The organism is Pedobacter folensis (assembly GCF_056490665.1).
In genome coordinates, this window is sequence record NZ_JBWJIF010000002.1 from 491,585 (window position 1) to 512,057 (window position 20,473).

Here is a 20,473-nt window from a genome sequence, read left to right on the forward strand (position 1 = left end):
TATCAGGCAACATTTTACAAATGTTAAAAAATGGTTTTATTTATGCGCAGCCCTTATTCTGCTCAGTGTAACCTGTGTTACGCCCAGGTAAGAAGCAATATGTTTTAAAGCCACTCTTTTAATCAGCTCAGGAGATTGATTTACAAAGTCCTGATAACGTTCTGCCGCCCCTTTAAAAGCCCGGTCTATTAACCTTCTTTCTGTAGCAATTAATTCCTGTTCCGCAATTTTTCTGCCCCAGTTGGCAATTTCTAAATGTTGGTCGTAGAGTAAAAAAAGATCAGTTAGCCTGATTTGAATTAAGCAGCAATTTTCTAAAAGCTCAATATTTTCGTATCCCGGGCGGTTATTAATATAGCTGTTAAAAGAAAAAAGAACCGCACCGCTTTCGCCAAACCAAAAGGTAATCTGCTGGTTTTCGCCATCAGAATAGGCCCGGGCAATACCGCTTTCGAGGATATAGAAATAAGGTTCTGTTTTATCTGCGTGGATTAATATCGTTCCCTTTGAATGTACTACTGGTTTGGAAACAGCAGCTAACCTTTCTAAAGCTTCATTACTGAGCGGCTTAAAAATTTCTATATTTTTTAATTGATTGTGCAAGGGGATTTTTGAATGTTTGATAAAGCTATCGATTTTTTTTCAGCAAGGGTGTAACCTGATTAAAAAGCATGTAGTCATAATACACAGAACACGGTTCAATTTAGACAATAGAATATTTACAAATTAAAAAATTATAATCATGGTAGGTATATTAGTTCCCATCTCACTTTTTTTAGGTGCATTCGCAATGGTATTCGGAATGCGCTATTTATCAAATAAGGAGAAAATGGCAATGATCGAAAGGGGAATCGATCCGGGAGTGCATAAGGCTACCCCAAAACCGTTTTTAAGTTTAAAGTTCGGCTTGCTCTTGGTTGGTTTAGGGGTTGGCTTATTGGTAGCACTCTTTACCGTTAGGGGCGTATTCGGCAGCGATATGACGAATAGTGAGCAAGGTCAATCAGTAGCCATTTACTTTGGTTGCATCGGAATTTTCGGCGGACTGGGGCTAATTGTTTCTTACCTGGTAGAGAAGAAATGGCTGGATAACAATAAAATGTTATAGTGTTGTCAGGTATTGCTATCTGATAACATGAATTCTCAGTCTGATCAGAGCAGTCAAGTTTCATAGCCAGTTTGCTGTAAAACTTGACTGCTTTTTATTGCGGTTTGTTAATAATCGCAACGGTTAAGCGGCTAATGCAGTTCATTTTTCCGCGTTCATCGTAAATTTTAATTTCCCAAACCTGAGTTTTGGCCCCAATATGTAAAGGCTTGCAGATGCCTTTAACCAAACCACTTTTTACTGGTCGTAAATGGTTGGCGTTTACTTCTAAACCCACGGCAACATATTTCTCCGGATCGATACACATATAAGAAGCAATGCTACCCAAGGTTTCGGCCAAAACCACTGAGGCACCTCCGTGCAGTATTCCGGCAGGTTGGTGCGTGCGCTCATCAACAGGCATGGTTCCGATAATAAAATCTTCACCAATTTCTGTAAATCTGATATCGAGCAAGGCTCCAAGATGATTTTTTGGGCGGTTGTTCAGCTCATCAACCGTAAAGTTTTTAAACCACATGGTAACGTTCTTTTAAAATGGAAACATGGTGAATAATGTGTCCGCCAACAATAAATAAAATAGATTTTACATTAATTTCTCTGCCCGAAGCAATTCCTTTTCTGTTGAGCTCTTCTTCGTTTAAAGATTTAAAAAGGTATAAATTAGCTTTACGCAGGGCAATAAATTCTTCAATCAAATCTTCCAGATCGCGTTGGGCAAAGCGGGCATTGATTACATAATCATCTTCTTCAAAACCAGGTAAAGGCTGCTGTTCTTTCCGGGCAAAACAGGTCATGCGAAAAGCAAAAACACGTTCAGCGTCGATAATATGGCCTAACATTTCTTTCAGTGTCCATTTACCTTCGGCATAGGCATAATCAGCCTTATCGGCGTTTGCCCTAAACAAGGCCGGAAGACTTTGCATCTGATCGTTTAAAATTTCGAAAATATCCCGATCAACTTTACTGATATAGGTTTCGCCCCAGGTTGGGTATTCGTTAGGCTGTGGTCGGTTCATATCTTAAACTGCTTTTTAATATTATTCTAAAAGTTGTGCCCTTACCCAGTTCAGAGTCTTTTACAAAAATTTCTCCACTGTGGTAATTTTCTACAATCCGTTTGGTAAGCGATAAGCCCAGTCCCCAGCCACGTTTACGCGTGGTATAGCCGGGTTGAAAAACTGCATCGAACTTAGATCTTGGAATACCCTTTCCGGTATCACTCACATCAATAAATACCTGCTCCTTGGCTAAATTTTCTATAATATTGATGGAAATCGAGCCTTCGTTTTCGATGGCATTGGCCGCATTTTTTAACAGGTTTTCAATCACCCAATCAAATAATGGAACATTTAACATCGCCCTTACCTGCTCATCACCGGTAATGCTAAATTTAACCTTGTCGGATGTACGCACCTTAAAATAGCGGATAAAATCGCTCACCACGATATAAACCGTATGGTCTTCGAGTATCGGTTTAGAACCTATTTTCGAGAAACGGTCGGTAATAATTTCCAATCTTTTAATATCGTTCTCCATTTCGGCAATCAGCGGGTCATCTTCTGCATCAAATTTCGATTTCATCAGCTCTGTCCAGGCCATCAGTGATGATATTGGTGTACCCAGCTGGTGGGCCGTTTCTTTAGCCAAACCCACCCAAACATGGTCTTGTTCGTCCCTCCGGGCTGAACTAAACGCTGCGTAAGCCGTCAAAAGAAAAAGAAAGATAACGCCCATCTGGATATAGGGGAAATACCTCAACTGCGTTAAAATAAAGGAGTCACGATAATAAGCCTTAAATTTTCTGCCAAAAATATTCATTTCATCCGGTGGATGCTGGGCTTTCATTTGCCTTAACTGCCTTACAAAATATAGGCTGTCATAAGTAAGTTTTGCATCCGAAATGGGATAGTTGGTTTTAGTACTATCGAGCCCATTAAAGGAGGTAATGGTTCCGGCCGAATCGGTCATGATTACAGGCGTTTTCGTATTTTTTCTCACGGTTTCAACCACTATGCGATAATCATCGTTATCGTAGAGAAACATCGCCCGCTCCTGAATTTTCACCCAAAGGTGAAATTGGTCCGCCTCTTCGCGTTCCATTTTTTTTACAAAAGAATCGGTGTAAAATACTGAGGCAATGCCAATTAAGATGGCAAAAATGAGAAGGAAAAACTTCCAGCGGCGTTTCTTTTGATAAGGGTTCATGCTTTAGCTAGCCAAATTACAATAACAAAACGAAAAAAACATCAAACCATTATGCTTTTTCAAAAACCTTAAAGCGATCATTTCGAATGCATAATAGCTTCATCGCAGATGAAAACACTATAAAATGGATGAAAAACATATCTTTGCAACGTCTTGCGTTTTGCGCAGAGCGGTAAGCGCCAGAGCGCCCAACGCCTAACGCCAACCGCTCAACAAACCAATTTATGGATAAAAAAGTTAGAGTAAGATTTGCCCCAAGCCCAACCGGAGGTTTGCATTTAGGCGGTGTGCGTACCGCCTTGTTCAATTATTTATTTGCGAAAAGGAATAATGGAACTTTTGTACTTCGTGTAGAAGATACCGATCAAAACCGCTTTGTAGAAGGCGCAGAACAATATATAGTGAACTGTTTAGACTGGTGCGGCATTACGCCAGATGAAAGCCCTGATAATCCTGGTGCATATGGCCCATACCGCCAAAGCGAGCGTAAACCCAGCTACCGCAAATTTGCCGAGCAGTTAATTAGTGATGGTTATGCGTATTACGCTTTCGATACACCGGAAGATTTAGATGCCAAACGTAAAGAAATTCCCAATTTCCAATACGGACAGGCCACACGGATGCAGATGCGCAATTCTTTAACCCTTACCATTAGCGAAGTGGAGGAGTTATTGGTGGCCAAAACACCGCATGTTATCCGCATTAAAGTACCAGCCGAGGAAATTGTACATTTTAATGATTTAATCCGCGGCGATGTAAGTTTCGAAACTTCATTGGTTGATGATAAGGTACTCTTAAAAGCCGACGGAATGCCAACTTATCATTTAGCTGTTGTGGTTGATGATAAAGCGATGGAAATTACCCATGCTTTTAGAGGAGAAGAATGGCTGCCTTCGGCACCGGTTCATATTTTACTTTGGAAATATTTAGGCTGGGAAGCAGATATGCCTGCATGGGCGCATTTGCCTTTAATTTTAAAGCCCGATGGACATGGGAAATTAAGTAAACGCGATGGCGATCGCTTAGGTTTCCCGGTTTATGCCATGAACTGGACCGATCCTAAAACTGGCGATATAACCAAAGGATTTAAGGAAATGGGTTTTATGCCCGAAGCCTTTATCAATATGCTGGCACTTTTAGGCTGGAATGATGGTACCGACCAGGAGTTATTCTCGTTAAAAGAGCTGGAAGACAAATTCTCAATAGAAAGAATCAGTAAAGCAGGCGCTAAATTCGATTTTGAAAAGGCCAAGTGGTATAACCATGAGTGGATTAAATCGCAGGGCGCTGAGCGCTTAGCGCCAGCTGTTAAAGCGGAGCTGGAAAAAGCAGGAATTGAAGTAAATGACAATGCTTTTTTAAATACCGTTATTGATTTAATTAAAGATCGCTGTACATTATTGCCCGATTTTGTAGCGCAGAGCAGTTACTTTTTTGCTTCACCGGAAGTATATGATGTAAACTCGGTAAAGCCAAAATGGACAGCAGAAAAAGCTGATTTTTTTAATGCTTTTGCTAATGGTTTAACCTTAACTGATGCGGCAAGTGCTGAAACGGCTTTTAAAGCCCTGGCAGAAGAAAAAGGCTTTAAACCAGGCGAATTGATGTTGCCTTTCCGCATTATGCTGGTAGGCGGTAAATTTGGCCCGGGCGTTTTTGATATTGCAGTTTTGTTAGGCGTAGCAGAAACTAAAACAAGAATAACAAAAGCAATTGCTGTTTTTAATAGCTAGCATAAGCCTCATGGCTACAAGCGATAATAGAAGAAGTCAGGTTTAAAACCTGGCTTCTTTTTTTTGTGAAAATGCGAAAGGGTAAATCAATAAAAATAATTTATACTTTAGTATAACAATTGTCCCGTAATTAAGGTTATTCATTAAACTAAAAGAATAGATTATGCAATGGTTTGGTAAAGGCAGTAATAATGTAGAAGACGGCAGAAGTGGCGGTGGTGGAAAAACCATCCTCGGTGGCGGTGTAGGTATAATAATTGTTGTACTCGGGTTAATTTTCGGTAAAGATTTAACGGGTTTAGTTGGCCAGATTCCGGCTACTGCTGGGACAGAAGAAGTAAAGCAGGGCGTACCCGCTAACGATCCACAGGCACAGTTTGTTGCGGGTGTGTTAGAATCAACCGAGCAGGTTTGGGATAAGGAATTTCAGGCAATGGGCAAACAGTATGAATATCCTAAACTCAGGTTATTCAGAGATGCTGTGCAAACGGCCTGCGGAAATGCCGGAGCCAATGTAGGCCCATTTTACTGCCCTGGCGATCATAAAGTTTATATCGATTTATCATTTTACGATGATTTAAAGAACCGTTTCGGTGCTGCCGGAGATTTTGCCCAGGCTTATGTAATTGCACATGAGGTTGGCCATCACGTTCAAAATTTATTGGGCATTTCGGAAAAACTCGACCAGGCACGCGGACAGGTGAGTGAAAAAGAATATAACCGCTTGTCGGTAAAATTGGAGTTGCAGGCCGATTTTTTTGCCGGACTTTGGGCGCATAATGCACAAAACCTAAAAGATTTTAAACTAGATGAAGGCGACATTGAAGAAGCGTTAACTGCTGCCAATGCCATCGGCGATGATAAATTGCAAAAACAGGCTACAGGCGATGTTCAGCCCGATTCCTTTACCCACGGCACCTCTGCACAGCGCATGTATTGGTTTAAAAAAGGCTTTGAAACCGGAGATATTAAACAGGGTGATACCTTTAATTCAAATAATTTATAAAAAATCAAAACTTTTTTAAAAGAGTGTTGTTTGTTTACAGTTAATGAGATTTTTATCTCAAAACCAAACATAATTATCCCGGCTTCTTATTTGTTTTAATAAAGATGATCCTTATAGTTGATGACAGGCCCGAAAACCTGATCTCGTTACAGAAAGTACTCCAAGCACACAATTTTGAGGTTGATACCGCATCATCTGGCGAAGAAGCGCTGAAAAAAGTTTTAAAAAACAACTACGTCCTGATTATTCTCGATGTACAAATGCCGGATATGGATGGCTTCGAGGTGGCTGAAGCCATTTCGGGTTTTAGTAAGGCAAAAGATACCGCCATTATATTTCTTTCGGCTGTAAATACAGAGTTAAAATTTATTACCAAAGGATACCTTAGCGGCGGACTGGATTACATTACCAAGCCCGTTGATATTAATGTGCTGCTCCTCAAAATAAAAACATTTTATCGCATTTACGAGCAGAACAGAAAACTTAACGAAGTACAGGAAAAATTGCTCGAAGAAATCGAATTCCGAAAGCAGGCCGAACATAAAAAAGACGAATTTATCAGCATTGCCAGTCATGAGTTAAAAACACCTTTAACCAGTGTAAAGGGATATATTCAGTTGCTGCAGCGCAGCCTCAACAGAGATGATAAAACGATGGCCCAGAACCATCTCGAAAAAGCCAGCATCCAGCTCGAAAAATTAAATGAATTAATTGTCGATCTGCTCGATATCTCGAAAATTGAAAGCGGAAAGATGAAGTTTAACATGAAAAGCTTTTGTGTTGATAACATGGTAAACAATGCCATCGAGATGTTGCAGCAATCTAATCCTGATTTCAAAATCAGCAAACTGGGTAAAACCGACGAAATGGTATTTGGAGATGAAATGCGACTGGAACAAGTGGTTATCAATTTTATTACCAATGCCATTAAATACGCCCCTGGTACCAACCAGGTTAACGTAACCATCCACATTAAAGATGAAAAACTTTATCTGGCTGTAAAAGATTTTGGTATTGGGATTTCAAAAGAACAGCAGCACAAAATTTTTGATAAATTTTATCGGGTAGAAGAAAACAGTAACCGGTTTAACGGCCTGGGTATTGGTTTATATATCTGTTCGGAAATTATTAACCGCCACGGAGGCACAATTGGCGTAAACAGTGTGCCGGATGAGGGCTCTGAATTTTATTTTATCATTCCCACTACCGAAGAAGAAATCCTTAAAAATCAAATCTAATTATCCTTAATTCATATAATGAAAACAACTCTTAAAAATAATTTACGTTTAGGCCTTGGCTTATCGCTAATTATTCTATTTATCAGTTCGCTGGCTTCCTATATCAGTATTAATAACCTGATTAAAAGTACCGAACTGGTTAAACACAGTGATGAAGTGATTTTAAACTCGGAGAGTATTATATCCTATTTAAAAGATGCCGAAACGGGTCAGCGGGGCTTTTTACTAACCGGAAACAAGGTGTTTTTAGCACCTTATTACGGTGCAAGCGATTCTGCCGCTGTAATACTGAAAAGAGTTGAACTGGATACTAAGGATAATAGCGTTCAGCAAAAAAATATAGCAGCACTTAAAAATATTCTTTTTAAAAGAATGGATATCATTAAATCGACCATTGAGATTAAAACTTTGGGCGGTGTTATTGATCCTACAGTTTTGTTTCAGGGCAAGGTTTACATGGATGAGGCGAGGTCAATCGTCAGCAAAATGGTAACTGAAGAGAAAAGATTGCTTGAAGAAAGAACCAACGAATTAAATAAGCTAACCGCTTATACCCCGATACTGATTTTAATTGCGGCACTGCTTGCCATTCTGATTACGTTGTTTTTTTACCGTAGAGTATCAATCGATTTTGATGAACGTGTTAAACTTCAACAGGAAATTGAAGATAAAAAATACGAGATGGAGAAACGTATTGTTGCCATTAAAGAAATTGCCTATCAAATTTCTAACGGTAATTATGGCGTAAAACTCGATAGCCAAAGCCGGGATGATATCGGCGAACTTGCCGATTCGTTGAATACAATGTCAACATCATTGAAAAAATCTTTCGATACATTAGAAGAAAACGAATGGTTGCAAACTGGTGTAGCCAACTTAAACGTAAAAATGGTGGGCGAAAAAGACGTTTTCCATTTGGCAGAAGATATTATAGCGTTTTTGGCCAATTATACCAGAAGCCAGATTGGTGCCATTTATTTATTTAAAGATGATGGATACCTGCACTTAAAAGGGCAGTATGCTTTACAAGGACAAAATTTAGCCCAAACCATAGAACTTGGCCAGGGCTTAATTGGCCAGTCGGTTAAAACAGGTAAACCAATATTTCTGGACGATGTTCCGCAGAACGAACTCACCGTTACGCATGCTACCGGGAATATAAAACCGGCACAGCTCATTGTGCTGCCAATTATTAGAAATGAAATTTCAATAGGCGGCTTAGAATTAGGTACCATTGGTAAATACAGCGATCTGCAATTACACTTTTTAAACTTGGTTTTATCTGATGTGGGTACTGCATTGCTGGGCGCACAAAACAGACAAAAGCTTCAGCAGTTATTAGAAGAAACGCAGGCACAATCAGAAGAATTACAGGTTCAGCACAATGAGTTGGAAGGCTTAAATGCGGAGCTCGAAGCACAGGCACAGAAACTTCAGGCCAGTGAAGAGGAATTACGTGTACAGCAAGAAGAACTGTTGCAAAGCAACCAGGAACTGGAAGAAAGAAGCAGCCTGCTGGAAGAAAAAAATGAACTGATAGAAGAACGCAATATAGAGATTCAGCAAAAGGCCGAAGCTTTAGAATTGAGTACAAGGTATAAATCAGAATTTTTGGCCAATATGTCGCACGAGTTAAGAACACCACTCAACTCGATATTGCTATTGTCGCGGTTAATGGCCGAAAATGAGGCGATGGATCGCGAGCACCAGGAATATGCAGAGGTTATTCAAAGTTCAGGTCAGGGGCTTTTGAGTTTAATCGACGAAATTTTAGATCTTTCTAAAATTGAAGCAGGCAAAATGGAACTCGATCGCACCAATATTAAGGTTGATGAGATCATCTTTAACATGCGTTCGCTGTTTAACCCTTTGGCTAAAGAAAAAAACCTAAACTTTGTGATCGAAAAATCAGCAGAGGTTCCGGAGTTTTTTCATACTGATAAAATGCGCTTAGAGCAGATTATCAAAAACCTGCTGTCAAACGCGATTAAATTTACTACCGTAGGTGCAGTAACCCTGAATATCAATAAAAATGAAAAGCTAGGTGCGCTGGTGTTTAAAGTTACCGATACCGGCGTAGGTATTGCACCCGAAAAGCAAGGTATGGTATTCGAAGCCTTTCAACAGGCCGACGGCTCTACACGCCGTAAGTTCGGTGGCACAGGCCTCGGGCTTTCCATTAGTAGAGAGCTGGCCAAACTATTGGGCGGTTACATTGATTTAAAAAGTACGGAGGGCGAAGGAAGTATTTTTACGCTAACCTTACCTATTGATCGAAATAAAGGTTTTGACGGTGTTGTGCCGAGTGCAGATAAACCGGTAATCGCTTTAGAGCCGCCGGTAAAAAAAGTAAGCCATTTAACCGTCGAGAATATTCCGCAGGAGATTGAAGATGACCGCGATAATATTCAGCCTGATGATAAAGTGATTTTAATTGTTGAAGATGATACCCCTTTTGCCAAAACACTTTTAGATTTTACCCGTAAAAGAAACTATAAAGGTTTGGTTGCCGTTCGGGGCGATGCAGGTATTGAAATGGCTAAAACCTTTAAACCACTTGCCATTTTACTCGATATCCAGCTGCCGGTTAAAGATGGCTGGCAGGTCATGGAAGAGCTGAAATCAGACCCTTCAACGCGACCAATTCCAGTGCACATTATGTCTTCTTTGCAGGTTAAAAAAGAAAGTTTATTAAAAGGAGCGGTAGACTTTATAAATAAGCCTTTTGCTTTTGAGCACATGCAGGAGATATTTTCGAAACTGGAGCATGCCTTAAGCCGTCACCCTAAAAAGGTACTTATCGTTGAAGAAAATGAACAACACGCCAAGGCTTTAAGTTATTTTTTAAGCAATTTTAATATCCAGACAGAAATTGTTAACCAGGTAAACGAAAGTGTTTCTGCCCTGCATAAGCCAGAGGTTAACTGCGTGATTTTGGATATGGGTATTCCTGATAAACATGCTTACGAAACCCTGGAAGTGGTAAAGAAAACACCTGGTTTAGAGAATTTACCAATCATCATTTTCACCGGTAAAAACCTTTCAAAAGGAGAAGAAAACCGGATCAAACAATATGCTGATTCCATTGTGGTAAAAACGGCACATTCTTATCAGCGTATTTTGGATGAAGCAGGCCTGTTCCTTCACCTGGTAGAAGAAAAAAGTAAGGAAAAAACCAAAACACCTAAAAAGTTTTCAGAATTGCAGGATGTATTGGTGGGTAAAACCGTGCTGGTGGCTGATGATGATGTACGTAACATCTTCTCCTTAACCAAAATGTTAGAGCAGCATCAAATGAAAGTTGTAGCAGCCACTGATGGTAAAGAAGCGCTTAAACTATTAAACGAAAATCCGGAAATTGATGTCGTTTTAATGGATATGATGATGCCGGAATTAGATGGTTACGAAACGACAACCGCCATCAGGCAGGATATAAAATACCGGAATCTGCCGATTTTGGCCGTTACGGCAAAAGCCATGATGGGCGATCGCGAAAAGTGTATTGCTGCAGGTGCATCCGATTATATAAGCAAACCGGTAGATATGGATCAGCTGATATCCTTATTAAGAGTATGGTTGTACGAAAATCATCATAAATCATAAACCATTTTTTATTTTATGCCTCAAAAATTAATTCTCATAATTGATGATGATAACCGAAACATTTTTGCTTTAAAAGCTGTTTTAAAGGCCAAAGGTTTTGATTGTTTATCTGCTATAAGTGCCAAAGAAGGTTTTTCTATCCTGGAAAAGCACGATAATGTTGCCATTGTTTTAATGGATATGATGATGCCGGATATGGACGGTTATCAGGCCATTGCAGCCATGAAAAAATCGGCGAAAATGCAGAATATACCAGTATTAGCGGTAACGGCCCAGGCGATGGTTGGCGATAAGGAACGTTGCTTAAGTGCAGGAGCCTCGGGTTATGTTTCAAAACCGATAAATGTTGACGAGTTATTAATTCAAATAGAAAACTTTACAAAATAGCTGGTGATAAGTGATGCAATAGATAATGAACAGGTAGAAATCCTGTTGAATGATGTTTTAGAAACTCACGGTTATGATTTTCTGGAATACTCTCATGCATCGATAAAAAGAAGGATTATTCGCCTTTACGGGCTGGATAATTTTGTGAGTTTCGCCGAATTTCGTTACACCATTAAAACAGATAAGCAGTATTTTAAGCGTTTTTTAGAGGAGATTACGGTTAATGTTACCGAAATGTTCCGCGATCCTTCCTTTTATAAATCTTTGCGGAACGACGTACTTCCTGTACTGGGCACTTATCCGTTTATCCGGATCTGGGTGGCTGGCTGTTCTACCGGAGAAGAAGCTTATTCACTTGCCATTGTTTTAAAAGAACTTAATTTGCTCAATAAATCGCTTATTTATGCCACAGATATTAATCCATCGGTTTTAGAAAAAGCAAAAAAAGGCATGTTTCCCTTAAATTACCTGAAGCAATATTCTGAAAATTATCTACAATCGGGTGGATTAAAAGATTTTTCTACTTATTACACGGCAAACTACTCATTGGCAAAATTTGATGAAAGTTTAAATAATAAAATGATTTTTTCTACACATAACCTGGTTTCCGATCATTCTTTTAACGAATTTCAGCTTATTTTATGTAGAAACGTATTAATTTATTTCGATAAAGACTTACAGCATAAAGTATTTAATCTATTTGATGGTAGCATCGAGAAATTAGGGTACCTTGCCTTAGGAAGTAAAGAAAGCCTGGAGTTCTGGCCAAAAGCCAAAGAATATAAAAGGGTTAAAATGGAGAAAATATGGCGGAAACTGTAAACCTAAAGCCATGTGGAGCATTAATTATCGGCGGTTCGGCCGGTAGCTTAGATGTGCTGCTCGAAATTTTCCCTGCCTTAAGGAATGATATCAGTTTTCCTATTGTGTTAGTGGTGCACCGTAAGGCCAGTAATGAGTCTCTTTTAACCGACTTATTAAAATCGCGTACTACACTGGCGGTAAGTGAAGCAGAAGAGAAGGAATTTTTAAGTTCGGGCAAAGTTTTTATTGCACCTGCTGATTATCATATGCTGGTGGAGCAAGACCAAAGTATATCTTTAGATTATTCGGAAAAAGTAAATTATTCCCGGCCATCAATTGATGTAACCTTTCAATCAGCAGCTGAGGTTTATAAAGAAAAATTAGTCTGTATTTTACTATCAGGATCCAACGCAGATGGAGTAGAAGGGTTAAAAAGTGTAAACAATTTTGGCGGTAGGGTGGTTATACAAAATCCAAATACGGCAATAATGCCGTATATGCCACAGCAGGCGGTACTGAACGTTAAACCGCATGTGTTATTGGATAGCCATGATATGGCTGATTATATAAATAAGTTAAATGATTAATTGCTTTTCGGAGGTTAATATGATAGTTGCAAAAAAAGTATTTGTTTTTGATGATAATAGGGACATCCTTGATCTCTGTACATTTATTTTGGAAGATGCCGGGTATGAGATAAAAACATCTGAAAATGCCAATAACATAGAAGAACAGGTTGCGGCCTATATGCCTGATCTGATTTTTATGGATAATTGGTTACCCGATCTGGGCGGAATACAGGCTACTAAAGCATTAAAAAGCCACCCTGATTTAAAACATATTCCGGTGATTTATTTTTCGGCCAATAATGATATATCTTCATTAGCGGATGAAGCTGGCGCGGATAGTTACTTATCAAAACCATTTGATATTGCTGCGCTCGAAGAAATTGTGAAAAAACATTTGAGCTAGCGCCGAAGACCCTCGAAGTTTGAAGAAGCGGGTGTGCAGGAAAACTTCGTGAGTCTAGGATGAGCCCTGCTAAACTTCCGAAGTTTTCTAGGACTCGAAAGATCGTCATTTCGAGCAGAGTGTAACGAATTCGGGAACTACGTAGTGCTCAGCGAAGCTAAATCTATCGTGGCAGATCTCTCCATTCCACTGCGTTCCGGTCGAGATGACGGCTTTTTTTAATTCTTGTGAATACCCTACCTTTTATTCCTTTCCCCAGATCCTGGTGTTCAGGTCAAGCTCCTTAACAATATCGTACATAAACTTGATGGTGGAGATATCTTCATTTACTGTTTCAGGGCTTAGCAATGATTTAAAAACTGGCGCTTCGAAATAATTCCGGTTCAGCGGGAAACCAATGTACATTCTCGATTCGATAAAAGATAAACTGATGTTATACTTGGTTTGATGATTCAGGTTTAATATCCGCTCCATCATCGCAGGTGTAAGGATGTACCTGGATTCGACCTGATCGGAGCCATAAGTCACAAAAGTCTTATCAAATTCTACATTCTCCAATTGAATCACATCCTTACTGCCAAAAGAAAACAGGTTTTTTGAAAACCAGGCACCAAAAGCGGCTCCGAAATCTTTTGGTCTGACAATGGTTACACCATTAAATTTTTTGTTAAAATCTGCAGCAAAGATAATTCCCCTAAAAATGTCGTGCCACTCGGTTCGGGTTCCGTTTTTTGTTTGGGTTACGGTTTTATATTCGGCATGCACCTCTGCAAAGTAAAACCGGGTTTTATCAGCACATCCGGTTACCAGGTCTTCTGTTTTATAACGATCGGGCTCGGTGCTGAACAACTGTGTGTACATAAACTCCGAAGCTTCAATTCCCTCGTAGGGATTAATTGACAGGCTTTCGTCTAAAAATTTAAGGGCTGCACCAATTACATTGGTTTTATAGGCATTTTGATAAGCTGTTAAAGCATCGTTGATCTTGAATAGCACAACACCACCATAAATAAGGGGAATTAAACCCCCAACTACACCAGGAATGGGAAAGCTCAGGAAAAAACCCAGAATACAAACCAGAATACCCGCGGCAATAAAAATATAGCCTTTGGTTTGGGCGGCGGCAATTCTTTTGCGTTCTACCTCCATTGTAGCCAAAACTTGCTGTAAGGCTACATTACTTGCAATATCGAACGACATTAATTATTGAAAAGTTCTTTAGCGCTAATGTTTTTACGTTCTTCGGCTGCGGTTTCTAAAACAGCAATCGGTTGGAAGTTTAACATGCCGGCAAATAAACTCCCTGGAAACATCATAATCGAATTGTTGTAATCTGTTACCGAAGCATTATAGGTTCTTCTGGCAGCTGCAATCTGTTCTTCGCTTTCGGTCCAGGTGGTTTGCAGGTTAATAAAGTTAGTATTGGCTTTTAAATCAGGGTAATTTTCGACATTAACCATTAAACCTTTCACACTACTGCTCAATTGGGCATCTAAATCTGCTTTTTCTGCATTGCTGATGTTAGGTGAGCCCGCTTTAGATCTCAGTTCAACTATTTTGGTCAAGGTTCCCTGCTCGTAAGTCGTGTATTGTTTCACCACTTCAACCAGGTTTGGAATAAGGTCGAAGCGCTTTTTAAGCATTACATCAATGGCCGAGAAGGCATTGGTTACCTGGTTTTTCTTCCCGATAAGTGAGTTGTAAAAGAAAATCCCGATAAGAAATATAAATCCGATAATAACGAGGGCAATAATCATAATTTTAGTTTAAGGTTTAGAGAATAAAGATAACAAAAGGTTACAAAAATGTTATCGCTTTTCATTTTGTTCCCGCGCTCTCTTTATCCGGCGTTCTAATCGTTTCTGTTTCCTTTGGATATGATTGGCCCGCATGGCCTTAAACTTTGCAATATGCTCGCGCACTTCATTCTGTTTTTCTTCCGTTATACCGATGCTATATTTTATACCGGTAAATAGGCTCTTCCAGATCATGTTGAAGAATGATGTATTTACCGGCCTGCTGTAATTTACGGTTACAGGTACCAGCTTTCCGTCTGCACCCGGGTTTTCTGATTTGATGATTAAAGCATTCGCTAAAAATGAAAGGAAACCACGGGTAACCAGGTGATCTTTTTCCGGATCGTTTTTCATCAGCGCTACCGAAAGGTCGTAGTACGAGAAAGCTACTGTTCCTTTTGCACCTAAATCGTTGGCTTTAAAATTAAACTTCAGTTTATCGACACTTCCGCGGTTAATGCGGACCAAACCAAGCGGTTTGGTAATCTGATTTAAAACGCGCGCATTAAAGTTGTGTAAAACCCCGTTGTACGAAAATGCACCATCTTTAGCGGTAAGATCAAATATAAAGTTTACATCCAGCTTTCCCTGGCTAAACAGGTAAGTGTTTAGGTTTACCTCCATAATGGGGTTTATGGCTTTAATTTTTTCGAGGTTGGTGGCGTTTTTGATAATGCCTGAAGTATGCTCAAAAGTAATCTGCCCTTTCTGGTTACTCTCGTTGTTGTAAACGGCGTAATTTACATTGATATCTTTCAGCTGGATTTTCTGAACCAGAATAGGGGCACGAACAAGCTGTAAGAGCTGATGGGGGAATTTTCCAATCTTGTTTTCCTGCGGTTTTTTGGGGAGGCCGTTATGGTTAAATACCGAAATGAAACCATTGGTAATGGCCATTTCCTTCGCCCAGAGTTCTTGTTTGCTAATGTATAGTGGCAAATCAATCCCATTAAGCATAATGTCGCTCATTTTGATGTTGAAGCGCTCTCTGGCATATCCGGCAACTTTACCAAAGTTCATCTCATCATGTAATGGCACTAAAGCAAAACTGTTAATCCTCAATTTACCTGTTGTAGCCCTGAAATCCAGTTTGTCCAGTTTAATATCGTACATCTTATCCGGAGTGTGGTATACATAGTTATTGAGGTTAATTACAATATCTTTAATCAGATAAAAACGCGAGGGATCTTCTGCAGAGGTCGAATCAACCAGGAGGTCGGTTAAGGTAATATTGAGGTCATCAATAGAGAAAGGCAATGAATTGCTTATGTTTTTGTCGATGTATTTAAAGCTTACATCTTTAAACCGGATGCTTTTAATGCTAAATTCTTTCAGGTTTTTTGAGATGATCGCGTAAGGCGATTTAATGGGCCTCGGTGCACGCCCTTCGTTAAAGCTAAACTGCTGATTCACCATGGTAACCTCAGGTTTATCAAATATGATTTCTTCCAGCTGAAGTTTTTTTTCGCGATATAAGGTTAATGGGTGGAAGCGTTTAACCACCAGTTTTTTTAAAGAAACCGTATACAAATTGTTCGGTGCTCTTTTTAAGGCAATGAGTTGCTTAAACCTATTGGTATCGGGTATTATTTTTACGTTCTGTAAAGTGGCATTTCCGGTAAAAACATTGGTAGAAACCTTGGTGAAGCTAATGGTATATAAGCTATCGGTCGATTTGTAGAGCAGTGTTTTGATCCTATCAGTTAAAATAGGGCGGGATTTTACATTTAATAACCAGGCGATACCTGCAAGTACAATAAAAACACTGAGTAACGTACACGCAATCCATTTAAAAACTTTGTAACGGTATCTTTTAGTATCAGGCATTAAAAAATGAGAGCTGTGATTTTATTAGCAATATACGGTTATAAACATATATATGAAAAATGTAAGATCAGTTTTTTTCTCTCCGGGCTTTCCTTGCCGCTTTTCTGTCTGCCCGTTTTTGTTCCCTTATTTTTTTAGCAATTACTTTTTGCTGTTTTACCGGATTCTTTTCGGGTACTACACCAACACCTACAATATCCTTTATGCCTACAAAAAGGGTTTTCCACATCAGGTTAAAAAAGGATGCCGAATTAATTCTGGTATTGGTCATGTTTGCTGTTCTTGGCGCTTCGCCTTTTTGTGGGTTTTCATTTTTAACTAAAATGGCATTAGCCAGAAAAGATAAAAATCCTTTCTCTTTAGTTCCTTCGCCATCAATATTGTCTGATAGCAGTTTCACCTTTAAATCAGTGTACAGCATATTCATCGATCCCGATGCCGACCTTAAATTTCCGTTCGCCTTAAAATCAAGATGTTGTATATTGCCGCTTTCTATTTCAACCAGGCCCAGCGATTTTGATAGCGGATTTAAATTTTTCATGTCAAACCGGCCCAGGCTGCCGCTGTAAGCGAATGCCCCGTTTTTATCGCTAAGGTTGAAATCGATTTTTACATTCAGCTTTCCTGTGCCCATTAAAAGCGTATTTAAATCAGCCACAGCGTGGTTTTTTTTGCTCAATTGCAAACTATCGTTGGTTACATTTAAAATGTTTCCGGTGATTGCTTTAAAATCAACCGTTCCGGTTTTTTTGCTCGCCGGATTAAATTCAGCGTATTTAACATTAACGTTTCTTAATTTTACCGTATCAATCAGGGTAGGCATATTTAACCTTTTCAATGCCATATGCGGGTAGTTTTGGCCTTTATCAAAGCCCGGAGGAGGTGGCGATTCGCGACTCATAAAAACCTCCACATTGGCCGGACCAATCCTTAGCGATTTGGCATGTAGTTTCTGGTCGGTATTTAAACCAATAAAATCAACGCCGTTAAATTCTATTTTATCAAAACTGAGGTTATACCGGTCTTTCTGAACGTTGTATTTTCTGGCAAAAGTAAGTTCATCATATAATGGCGTCAGTTTAAAACCCTTAACTGTTATTTTTTTTGATGCAGTAGAACCCTTAATGGTATCAACTTTCATGTTGTACATTTTATCTTTCGTTACCGATTTGTAACCGGCAATTTGAAAGGATGCATCTTTAGTATAATAAAACCTTGTGGTGTCGTTGCCAGAAAGCGAATCCAATAAGAAATCGTTAATGGTAATGTCGAGGTGTTTTATGGAGTTTTTGGTCTTCTTTGCAGCAGTTTTGTTAATATAATCGAAATCTGCATCAACAATTTTGATACTTTTAACGTGTACCGATTTAAAAGTTTTCGAAATCTGCTCATAAAGCGATTTTTCATCTTTTAGGGTATCTGGTTTTTTAGTGACCTTATTAAAAATCATGTTGATAGATGGCTTTTGTAAAATGATTTCATTTACATCTATCCGTTTTTTAAAGTAGGCCGTTAATATTCCAACACGGCTAATCTGTAGTTTCTTTAGTTTAAGCTCGAAAGTATGTGCAGGAGCCAGCTGTTTTTTCTTCAAGCTGTCGAAAACAGCTGTATCGGGGATCAAAGTAACATCGCGCAAGGCTAAGCTGCCGGTAATTACATTTAAGTTAATGCTTTTAAAATCTATCCGGTACAGGTGATGGGAACCATTATATACCCCGGCCTTAATTTTTTCGGTCAACATAGGTTTCCAACGGGCACTTAAAAACATAGCGCCAAATGCAACAATTAAGATCAATATGCCGAATATGCTTCCTATCCAGGTCCAAATTTTATTTCTATGCTGAGCTGTCATTTATTATGGCTTATCGATATGTAACAGATAGAAGAGCGAAAGGTTTTTTTGAAGCGGATAGGGAAAAGACTAAAGCTGAAAGACGAATAAGGAAGAATGATGAAATAATTTTTGGAGCGCAGGTGCAGTGTATGTAACAGTGTTTGCTTCTTTGCTACGCTTGTACGCTTTCCCGAAACTTCGAGATGCCTCCTGCCTGCAGGGTACCGCTTCGCCAAGGGCTAAATCGGCTAGGCTGCTGGCACAGAGACCCCTCATAGTAATTTAAACGCGACCGTAGCGGATCTGCAGTCCTCCACAGGCACGGCACTGTACGTTTCCCAAAAAATCTTTCTTAACCAGCATGAAGTCATTCGGTGCCAATCGTGGTATGATCATAATCGTACTGTAAACATTTAAACAAAATATGTCAATTTGTCACTTTTAATTTTATTTATGTATTTTTGCAATCCCCAAAATGTTTTTAAATAATGATTGATTTACAAGTACAGGATAAGACGCACGATGAAGCAAGGCAAGGTGAAGCTTTAATTTTAGATACACCAATTAAAGCCGATGCCCGTAAATTATATATCGAAAGTTACGGTTGTGCAATGAATTTTGCTGATAGCGAAATTGTTGCCTCTATTTTATCCGAAACTGGATTTGAAACCACAGGGGATTATCACCAGGCTGATGTAATCTTTATCAACACCTGCTCCATCCGCGAAAACGCCGAAACCAGGGTTAGAAACCGCCTTTCGCAGTTCGGCGTCGAAAAACGTCGTAACCCGAAATTAATTGTTGGCGTTTTGGGCTGTATGGCAGAACGTTTAAAATCTAAATTTTTAGAAGAAGAGCGTTTGGTTGATGTAGTAGTAGGACCAGATGCTTACCGCGATCTGCCGAACTTAATTGAGCAGGTAGAAAGTGGGCATAAAGCGGTTAATGTACTTTTATCACGCGAAGAAACTTATGCAGATATCAGTCCGGTTCGTTTAAACAGCAACGGAATTACCGCCTTTATTTCCATTACCCGTGGTTGTAATAACATGTGTTCTTTCTGTGTGGTTCCTTTTACGCGTGGCCGCGAACGTAGCCGCGATGCCCATTCGATTGTAGAAGAAGCAAAAGGTTTATTTGAAGCCGGTTACCGCGAGGTTACACTCTTGGGCCAGAACGTAGATTCGTACACCTGGACATCAGAAGATGGAACAGAAACCGTAAATTTTGCGCAGCTTTTGGAGCAAACGGCATTGGTTAATCCTGATTTAAGGGTTCGTTTTTCTACTTCGCACCCTAAAGATATTACCGACGAGGTTTTATATACTATTGCTAAATACGATAACATTTGTAATTATATCCATTTGCCTGTTCAATCGGGTAATACCCGCATATTAGAATTGATGAACAGGACTTATACCCGCGAATGGTATATTAACCGTATTGATGCCATCCGCAACATTATCCCGGGTTGTGCAATTTCTACCGATATCATCGCTGGTTTCTGTACGGAAACAGAAGAAGAGCACCAGGAAACCCTGAGCATGATGGATTATGTGGAGTATGATTTTGCTTATAACTTCACTTACTCTGAAAGACCAGGAACTTTAGCTGCCCGTAAATTGGAAGATGATATTCCTGAAGAGGTGAAAAAACGCCGTTTAGCGGAGATTTTAGCCAAGCAACAGGCACATTCGTTAATGCGCTTGCAAGAGTGGGTGGGTAAAACCGTTCGCGTTTTGATTGAAGGTACTTCTAAAAAATCCGATCTGGATTATTGCGGAAGAGGAGATAGCGGCGCAATGGCCATTTTCCCAGCCATTGAAGGCGTTAAACCGGGCCAGTATGCAAATGTATTTATCGAAAAATGCACTTCAGCTACGTTAATTGGTAAAATAGTTTAAAAAAGGTAGAGGGTAGAAGGCAAGAGGCTTAAGGTCTAATATCTCAAATCTCA

18 protein-coding genes are annotated in these 20,473 nt (G+C 39.5%); 10 read left to right on the top strand and 8 right to left on the bottom strand.

Annotation, left to right across the window (positions count from 1 at the left end; translation table 11 throughout):
• Positions 1–36: 36 nt before the first annotated feature.
• Positions 37–603, bottom strand: coding sequence for a Crp/Fnr family transcriptional regulator (locus AC04QZ_RS10730; RefSeq protein ID WP_478357768.1), 567 nt, complete (start codon positions 601–603; stop codon positions 37–39).
• Positions 604–742: 139 nt separating this feature from the next.
• On the opposite strand from AC04QZ_RS10730, the gene AC04QZ_RS10735 reads away from it, so the two are divergent.
• Entirely contained in the window at positions 743–1,108 is a 366-nt protein-coding gene (locus AC04QZ_RS10735) for a DUF6249 domain-containing protein (RefSeq protein ID WP_086548539.1), read from the top strand.
• 94 nt (positions 1,109–1,202) lie between these two features.
• On the opposite strand, the gene AC04QZ_RS10740 is transcribed toward AC04QZ_RS10735, so the two are convergent.
• The 3 genes from AC04QZ_RS10740 to AC04QZ_RS10750 are packed head-to-tail and all read right to left on the bottom strand — an operon-like array spanning position 1,203 to position 3,313.
• Positions 1,203–1,625 carry a hotdog fold thioesterase gene (locus tag AC04QZ_RS10740; RefSeq protein ID WP_086548540.1) on the bottom strand — a complete coding sequence of 141 codons (423 nt, stop codon included), beginning with the start codon at positions 1,623–1,625 and terminating at the stop codon, positions 1,203–1,205.
• Positions 1,615–2,124: a DinB family protein gene (locus AC04QZ_RS10745; RefSeq protein WP_478357769.1), complete on the bottom strand. Its 510-nt coding sequence runs from the start codon at positions 2,122–2,124 to the stop codon at positions 1,615–1,617. The genes AC04QZ_RS10740 and AC04QZ_RS10745 overlap by 11 nt, the downstream gene beginning before the upstream one ends.
• Positions 2,105–3,313 (bottom strand): sensor histidine kinase, encoded by a 1,209-nt coding sequence (locus AC04QZ_RS10750; protein ID WP_086548542.1) that lies wholly within the window; start codon positions 3,311–3,313, stop codon positions 2,105–2,107. The genes AC04QZ_RS10745 and AC04QZ_RS10750 overlap by 20 nt, the downstream gene beginning before the upstream one ends.
• A 224-nt stretch (positions 3,314–3,537) precedes the next feature.
• Between AC04QZ_RS10750 and gltX the strand changes: the two genes are divergently transcribed.
• The 8 genes from gltX (at position 3,538) to AC04QZ_RS10790 (ending at position 13,056) form a co-directional block, all read left to right on the top strand.
• A complete protein-coding gene (gltX, locus tag AC04QZ_RS10755) occupies positions 3,538–5,046 on the top strand; it encodes a glutamate--tRNA ligase (protein ID WP_478357770.1) in 1,509 nt (502 codons plus the stop codon).
• 163 nt (positions 5,047–5,209) lie between these two features.
• Positions 5,210–6,052 carry a KPN_02809 family neutral zinc metallopeptidase gene (ypfJ, locus tag AC04QZ_RS10760; RefSeq protein ID WP_086548544.1) on the top strand — a complete coding sequence of 281 codons (843 nt, stop codon included), beginning with the start codon at positions 5,210–5,212 and terminating at the stop codon, positions 6,050–6,052.
• Between the two features lie 104 nt (positions 6,053–6,156).
• Entirely contained in the window at positions 6,157–7,290 is a 1,134-nt protein-coding gene (locus AC04QZ_RS10765) for a sensor histidine kinase (RefSeq protein ID WP_086548545.1), read from the top strand.
• An 18-nt stretch (positions 7,291–7,308) separates the two neighbouring features.
• On the top strand, positions 7,309–10,893 hold the full coding sequence (locus AC04QZ_RS10770; protein ID WP_478357771.1) for a response regulator: 3,585 nt from the start codon (positions 7,309–7,311) through the stop codon (positions 10,891–10,893).
• A gap of 15 nt (positions 10,894–10,908) precedes the next feature.
• Positions 10,909–11,280 (top strand): response regulator, encoded by a 372-nt coding sequence (locus tag AC04QZ_RS10775; RefSeq protein WP_086548547.1) that lies wholly within the window; start codon positions 10,909–10,911, stop codon positions 11,278–11,280.
• Between the two features lie 3 nt (positions 11,281–11,283).
• Positions 11,284–12,102 carry a CheR family methyltransferase gene (locus AC04QZ_RS10780; protein ID WP_478357772.1) on the top strand — a complete coding sequence of 273 codons (819 nt, stop codon included), beginning with the start codon at positions 11,284–11,286 and terminating at the stop codon, positions 12,100–12,102.
• Entirely contained in the window at positions 12,087–12,671 is a 585-nt protein-coding gene (locus AC04QZ_RS10785; RefSeq protein WP_478357773.1) for a chemotaxis protein CheB, read from the top strand. The genes AC04QZ_RS10780 and AC04QZ_RS10785 overlap by 16 nt, the downstream gene beginning before the upstream one ends.
• Before the next feature lie 19 nt (positions 12,672–12,690).
• Positions 12,691–13,056 carry a response regulator gene (locus AC04QZ_RS10790; RefSeq protein WP_086549472.1) on the top strand — a complete coding sequence of 122 codons (366 nt, stop codon included), beginning with the start codon at positions 12,691–12,693 and terminating at the stop codon, positions 13,054–13,056.
• A 243-nt stretch (positions 13,057–13,299) separates the two neighbouring features.
• Here the strand turns inward: AC04QZ_RS10790 and AC04QZ_RS10795 are convergent, their stop codons facing one another.
• The 4 genes from AC04QZ_RS10795 to AC04QZ_RS10810 form a co-directional block, all read right to left on the bottom strand.
• Positions 13,300–14,256, bottom strand: a complete 957-nt coding sequence (locus tag AC04QZ_RS10795; protein ID WP_478357774.1) for a DUF3137 domain-containing protein — start codon at positions 14,254–14,256, stop codon at positions 13,300–13,302.
• A complete protein-coding gene (locus AC04QZ_RS10800) occupies positions 14,256–14,813 on the bottom strand; it encodes a LemA family protein (protein WP_478357775.1) in 558 nt (185 codons plus the stop codon). The genes AC04QZ_RS10795 and AC04QZ_RS10800 overlap by 1 nt, the downstream gene beginning before the upstream one ends.
• Positions 14,814–14,864: 51 nt before the next feature.
• On the bottom strand, positions 14,865–16,679 hold the full coding sequence (locus tag AC04QZ_RS10805) for a hypothetical protein (protein WP_478357776.1): 1,815 nt from the start codon (positions 16,677–16,679) through the stop codon (positions 14,865–14,867).
• A 67-nt stretch (positions 16,680–16,746) separates the two neighbouring features.
• Complete coding sequence (locus AC04QZ_RS10810; protein WP_478357777.1) at positions 16,747–18,534, bottom strand: AsmA family protein; 1,788 nt, start codon at positions 18,532–18,534, stop codon at positions 16,747–16,749.
• Between the two features lie 470 nt (positions 18,535–19,004).
• Between AC04QZ_RS10810 and miaB the strand changes: the two genes are divergently transcribed.
• The gene (gene miaB / locus AC04QZ_RS10815) at positions 19,005–20,420 is read left to right on the top strand and encodes a tRNA (N6-isopentenyl adenosine(37)-C2)-methylthiotransferase MiaB (protein ID WP_478357778.1); all 1,416 of its coding nucleotides are present in this window, start codon (positions 19,005–19,007) and stop codon (positions 20,418–20,420) included.
• Positions 20,421–20,473: the final 53 nt, after the last annotated feature.

Bases quoted from the DNA above. Each gene is read 5' to 3' on its own strand.
- AC04QZ_RS10735 (WP_086548539.1), top strand. From the start codon at position 743: ATGGTAGGTATATTAGTTCCCATCTCACTTTTTTTAGGTGCATTCGCA.
- AC04QZ_RS10740 (WP_086548540.1), bottom strand. From the start codon at position 1,625: ATGTGGTTTAAAAACTTTACGGTTGATGAGCTGAACAACCGCCCAAAA.
- AC04QZ_RS10745 (WP_478357769.1), bottom strand. From the start codon at position 2,124: ATGAACCGACCACAGCCTAACGAATACCCAACCTGGGGCGAAACCTAT.
- AC04QZ_RS10750 (WP_086548542.1), bottom strand. From the start codon at position 3,313: ATGAACCCTTATCAAAAGAAACGCCGCTGGAAGTTTTTCCTTCTCATT.
- gltX (WP_478357770.1), top strand. From the start codon at position 3,538: ATGGATAAAAAAGTTAGAGTAAGATTTGCCCCAAGCCCAACCGGAGGT.
- ypfJ (WP_086548544.1), top strand. From the start codon at position 5,210: ATGCAATGGTTTGGTAAAGGCAGTAATAATGTAGAAGACGGCAGAAGT.
- AC04QZ_RS10765 (WP_086548545.1), top strand. From the start codon at position 6,157: ATGATCCTTATAGTTGATGACAGGCCCGAAAACCTGATCTCGTTACAG.
- AC04QZ_RS10770 (WP_478357771.1), top strand. From the start codon at position 7,309: ATGAAAACAACTCTTAAAAATAATTTACGTTTAGGCCTTGGCTTATCG.
- AC04QZ_RS10775 (WP_086548547.1), top strand. From the start codon at position 10,909: ATGCCTCAAAAATTAATTCTCATAATTGATGATGATAACCGAAACATT.
- AC04QZ_RS10785 (WP_478357773.1), top strand. From the start codon at position 12,087: ATGGCGGAAACTGTAAACCTAAAGCCATGTGGAGCATTAATTATCGGC.
- AC04QZ_RS10790 (WP_086549472.1), top strand. From the start codon at position 12,691: ATGATAGTTGCAAAAAAAGTATTTGTTTTTGATGATAATAGGGACATC.
- AC04QZ_RS10795 (WP_478357774.1), bottom strand. From the start codon at position 14,256: ATGTCGTTCGATATTGCAAGTAATGTAGCCTTACAGCAAGTTTTGGCT.
- AC04QZ_RS10800 (WP_478357775.1), bottom strand. From the start codon at position 14,813: ATGATTATTGCCCTCGTTATTATCGGATTTATATTTCTTATCGGGATT.
- AC04QZ_RS10805 (WP_478357776.1), bottom strand. From the start codon at position 16,679: ATGCCTGATACTAAAAGATACCGTTACAAAGTTTTTAAATGGATTGCG.
- AC04QZ_RS10810 (WP_478357777.1), bottom strand. From the start codon at position 18,534: ATGACAGCTCAGCATAGAAATAAAATTTGGACCTGGATAGGAAGCATA.
- miaB (WP_478357778.1), top strand. From the start codon at position 19,005: ATGATTGATTTACAAGTACAGGATAAGACGCACGATGAAGCAAGGCAA.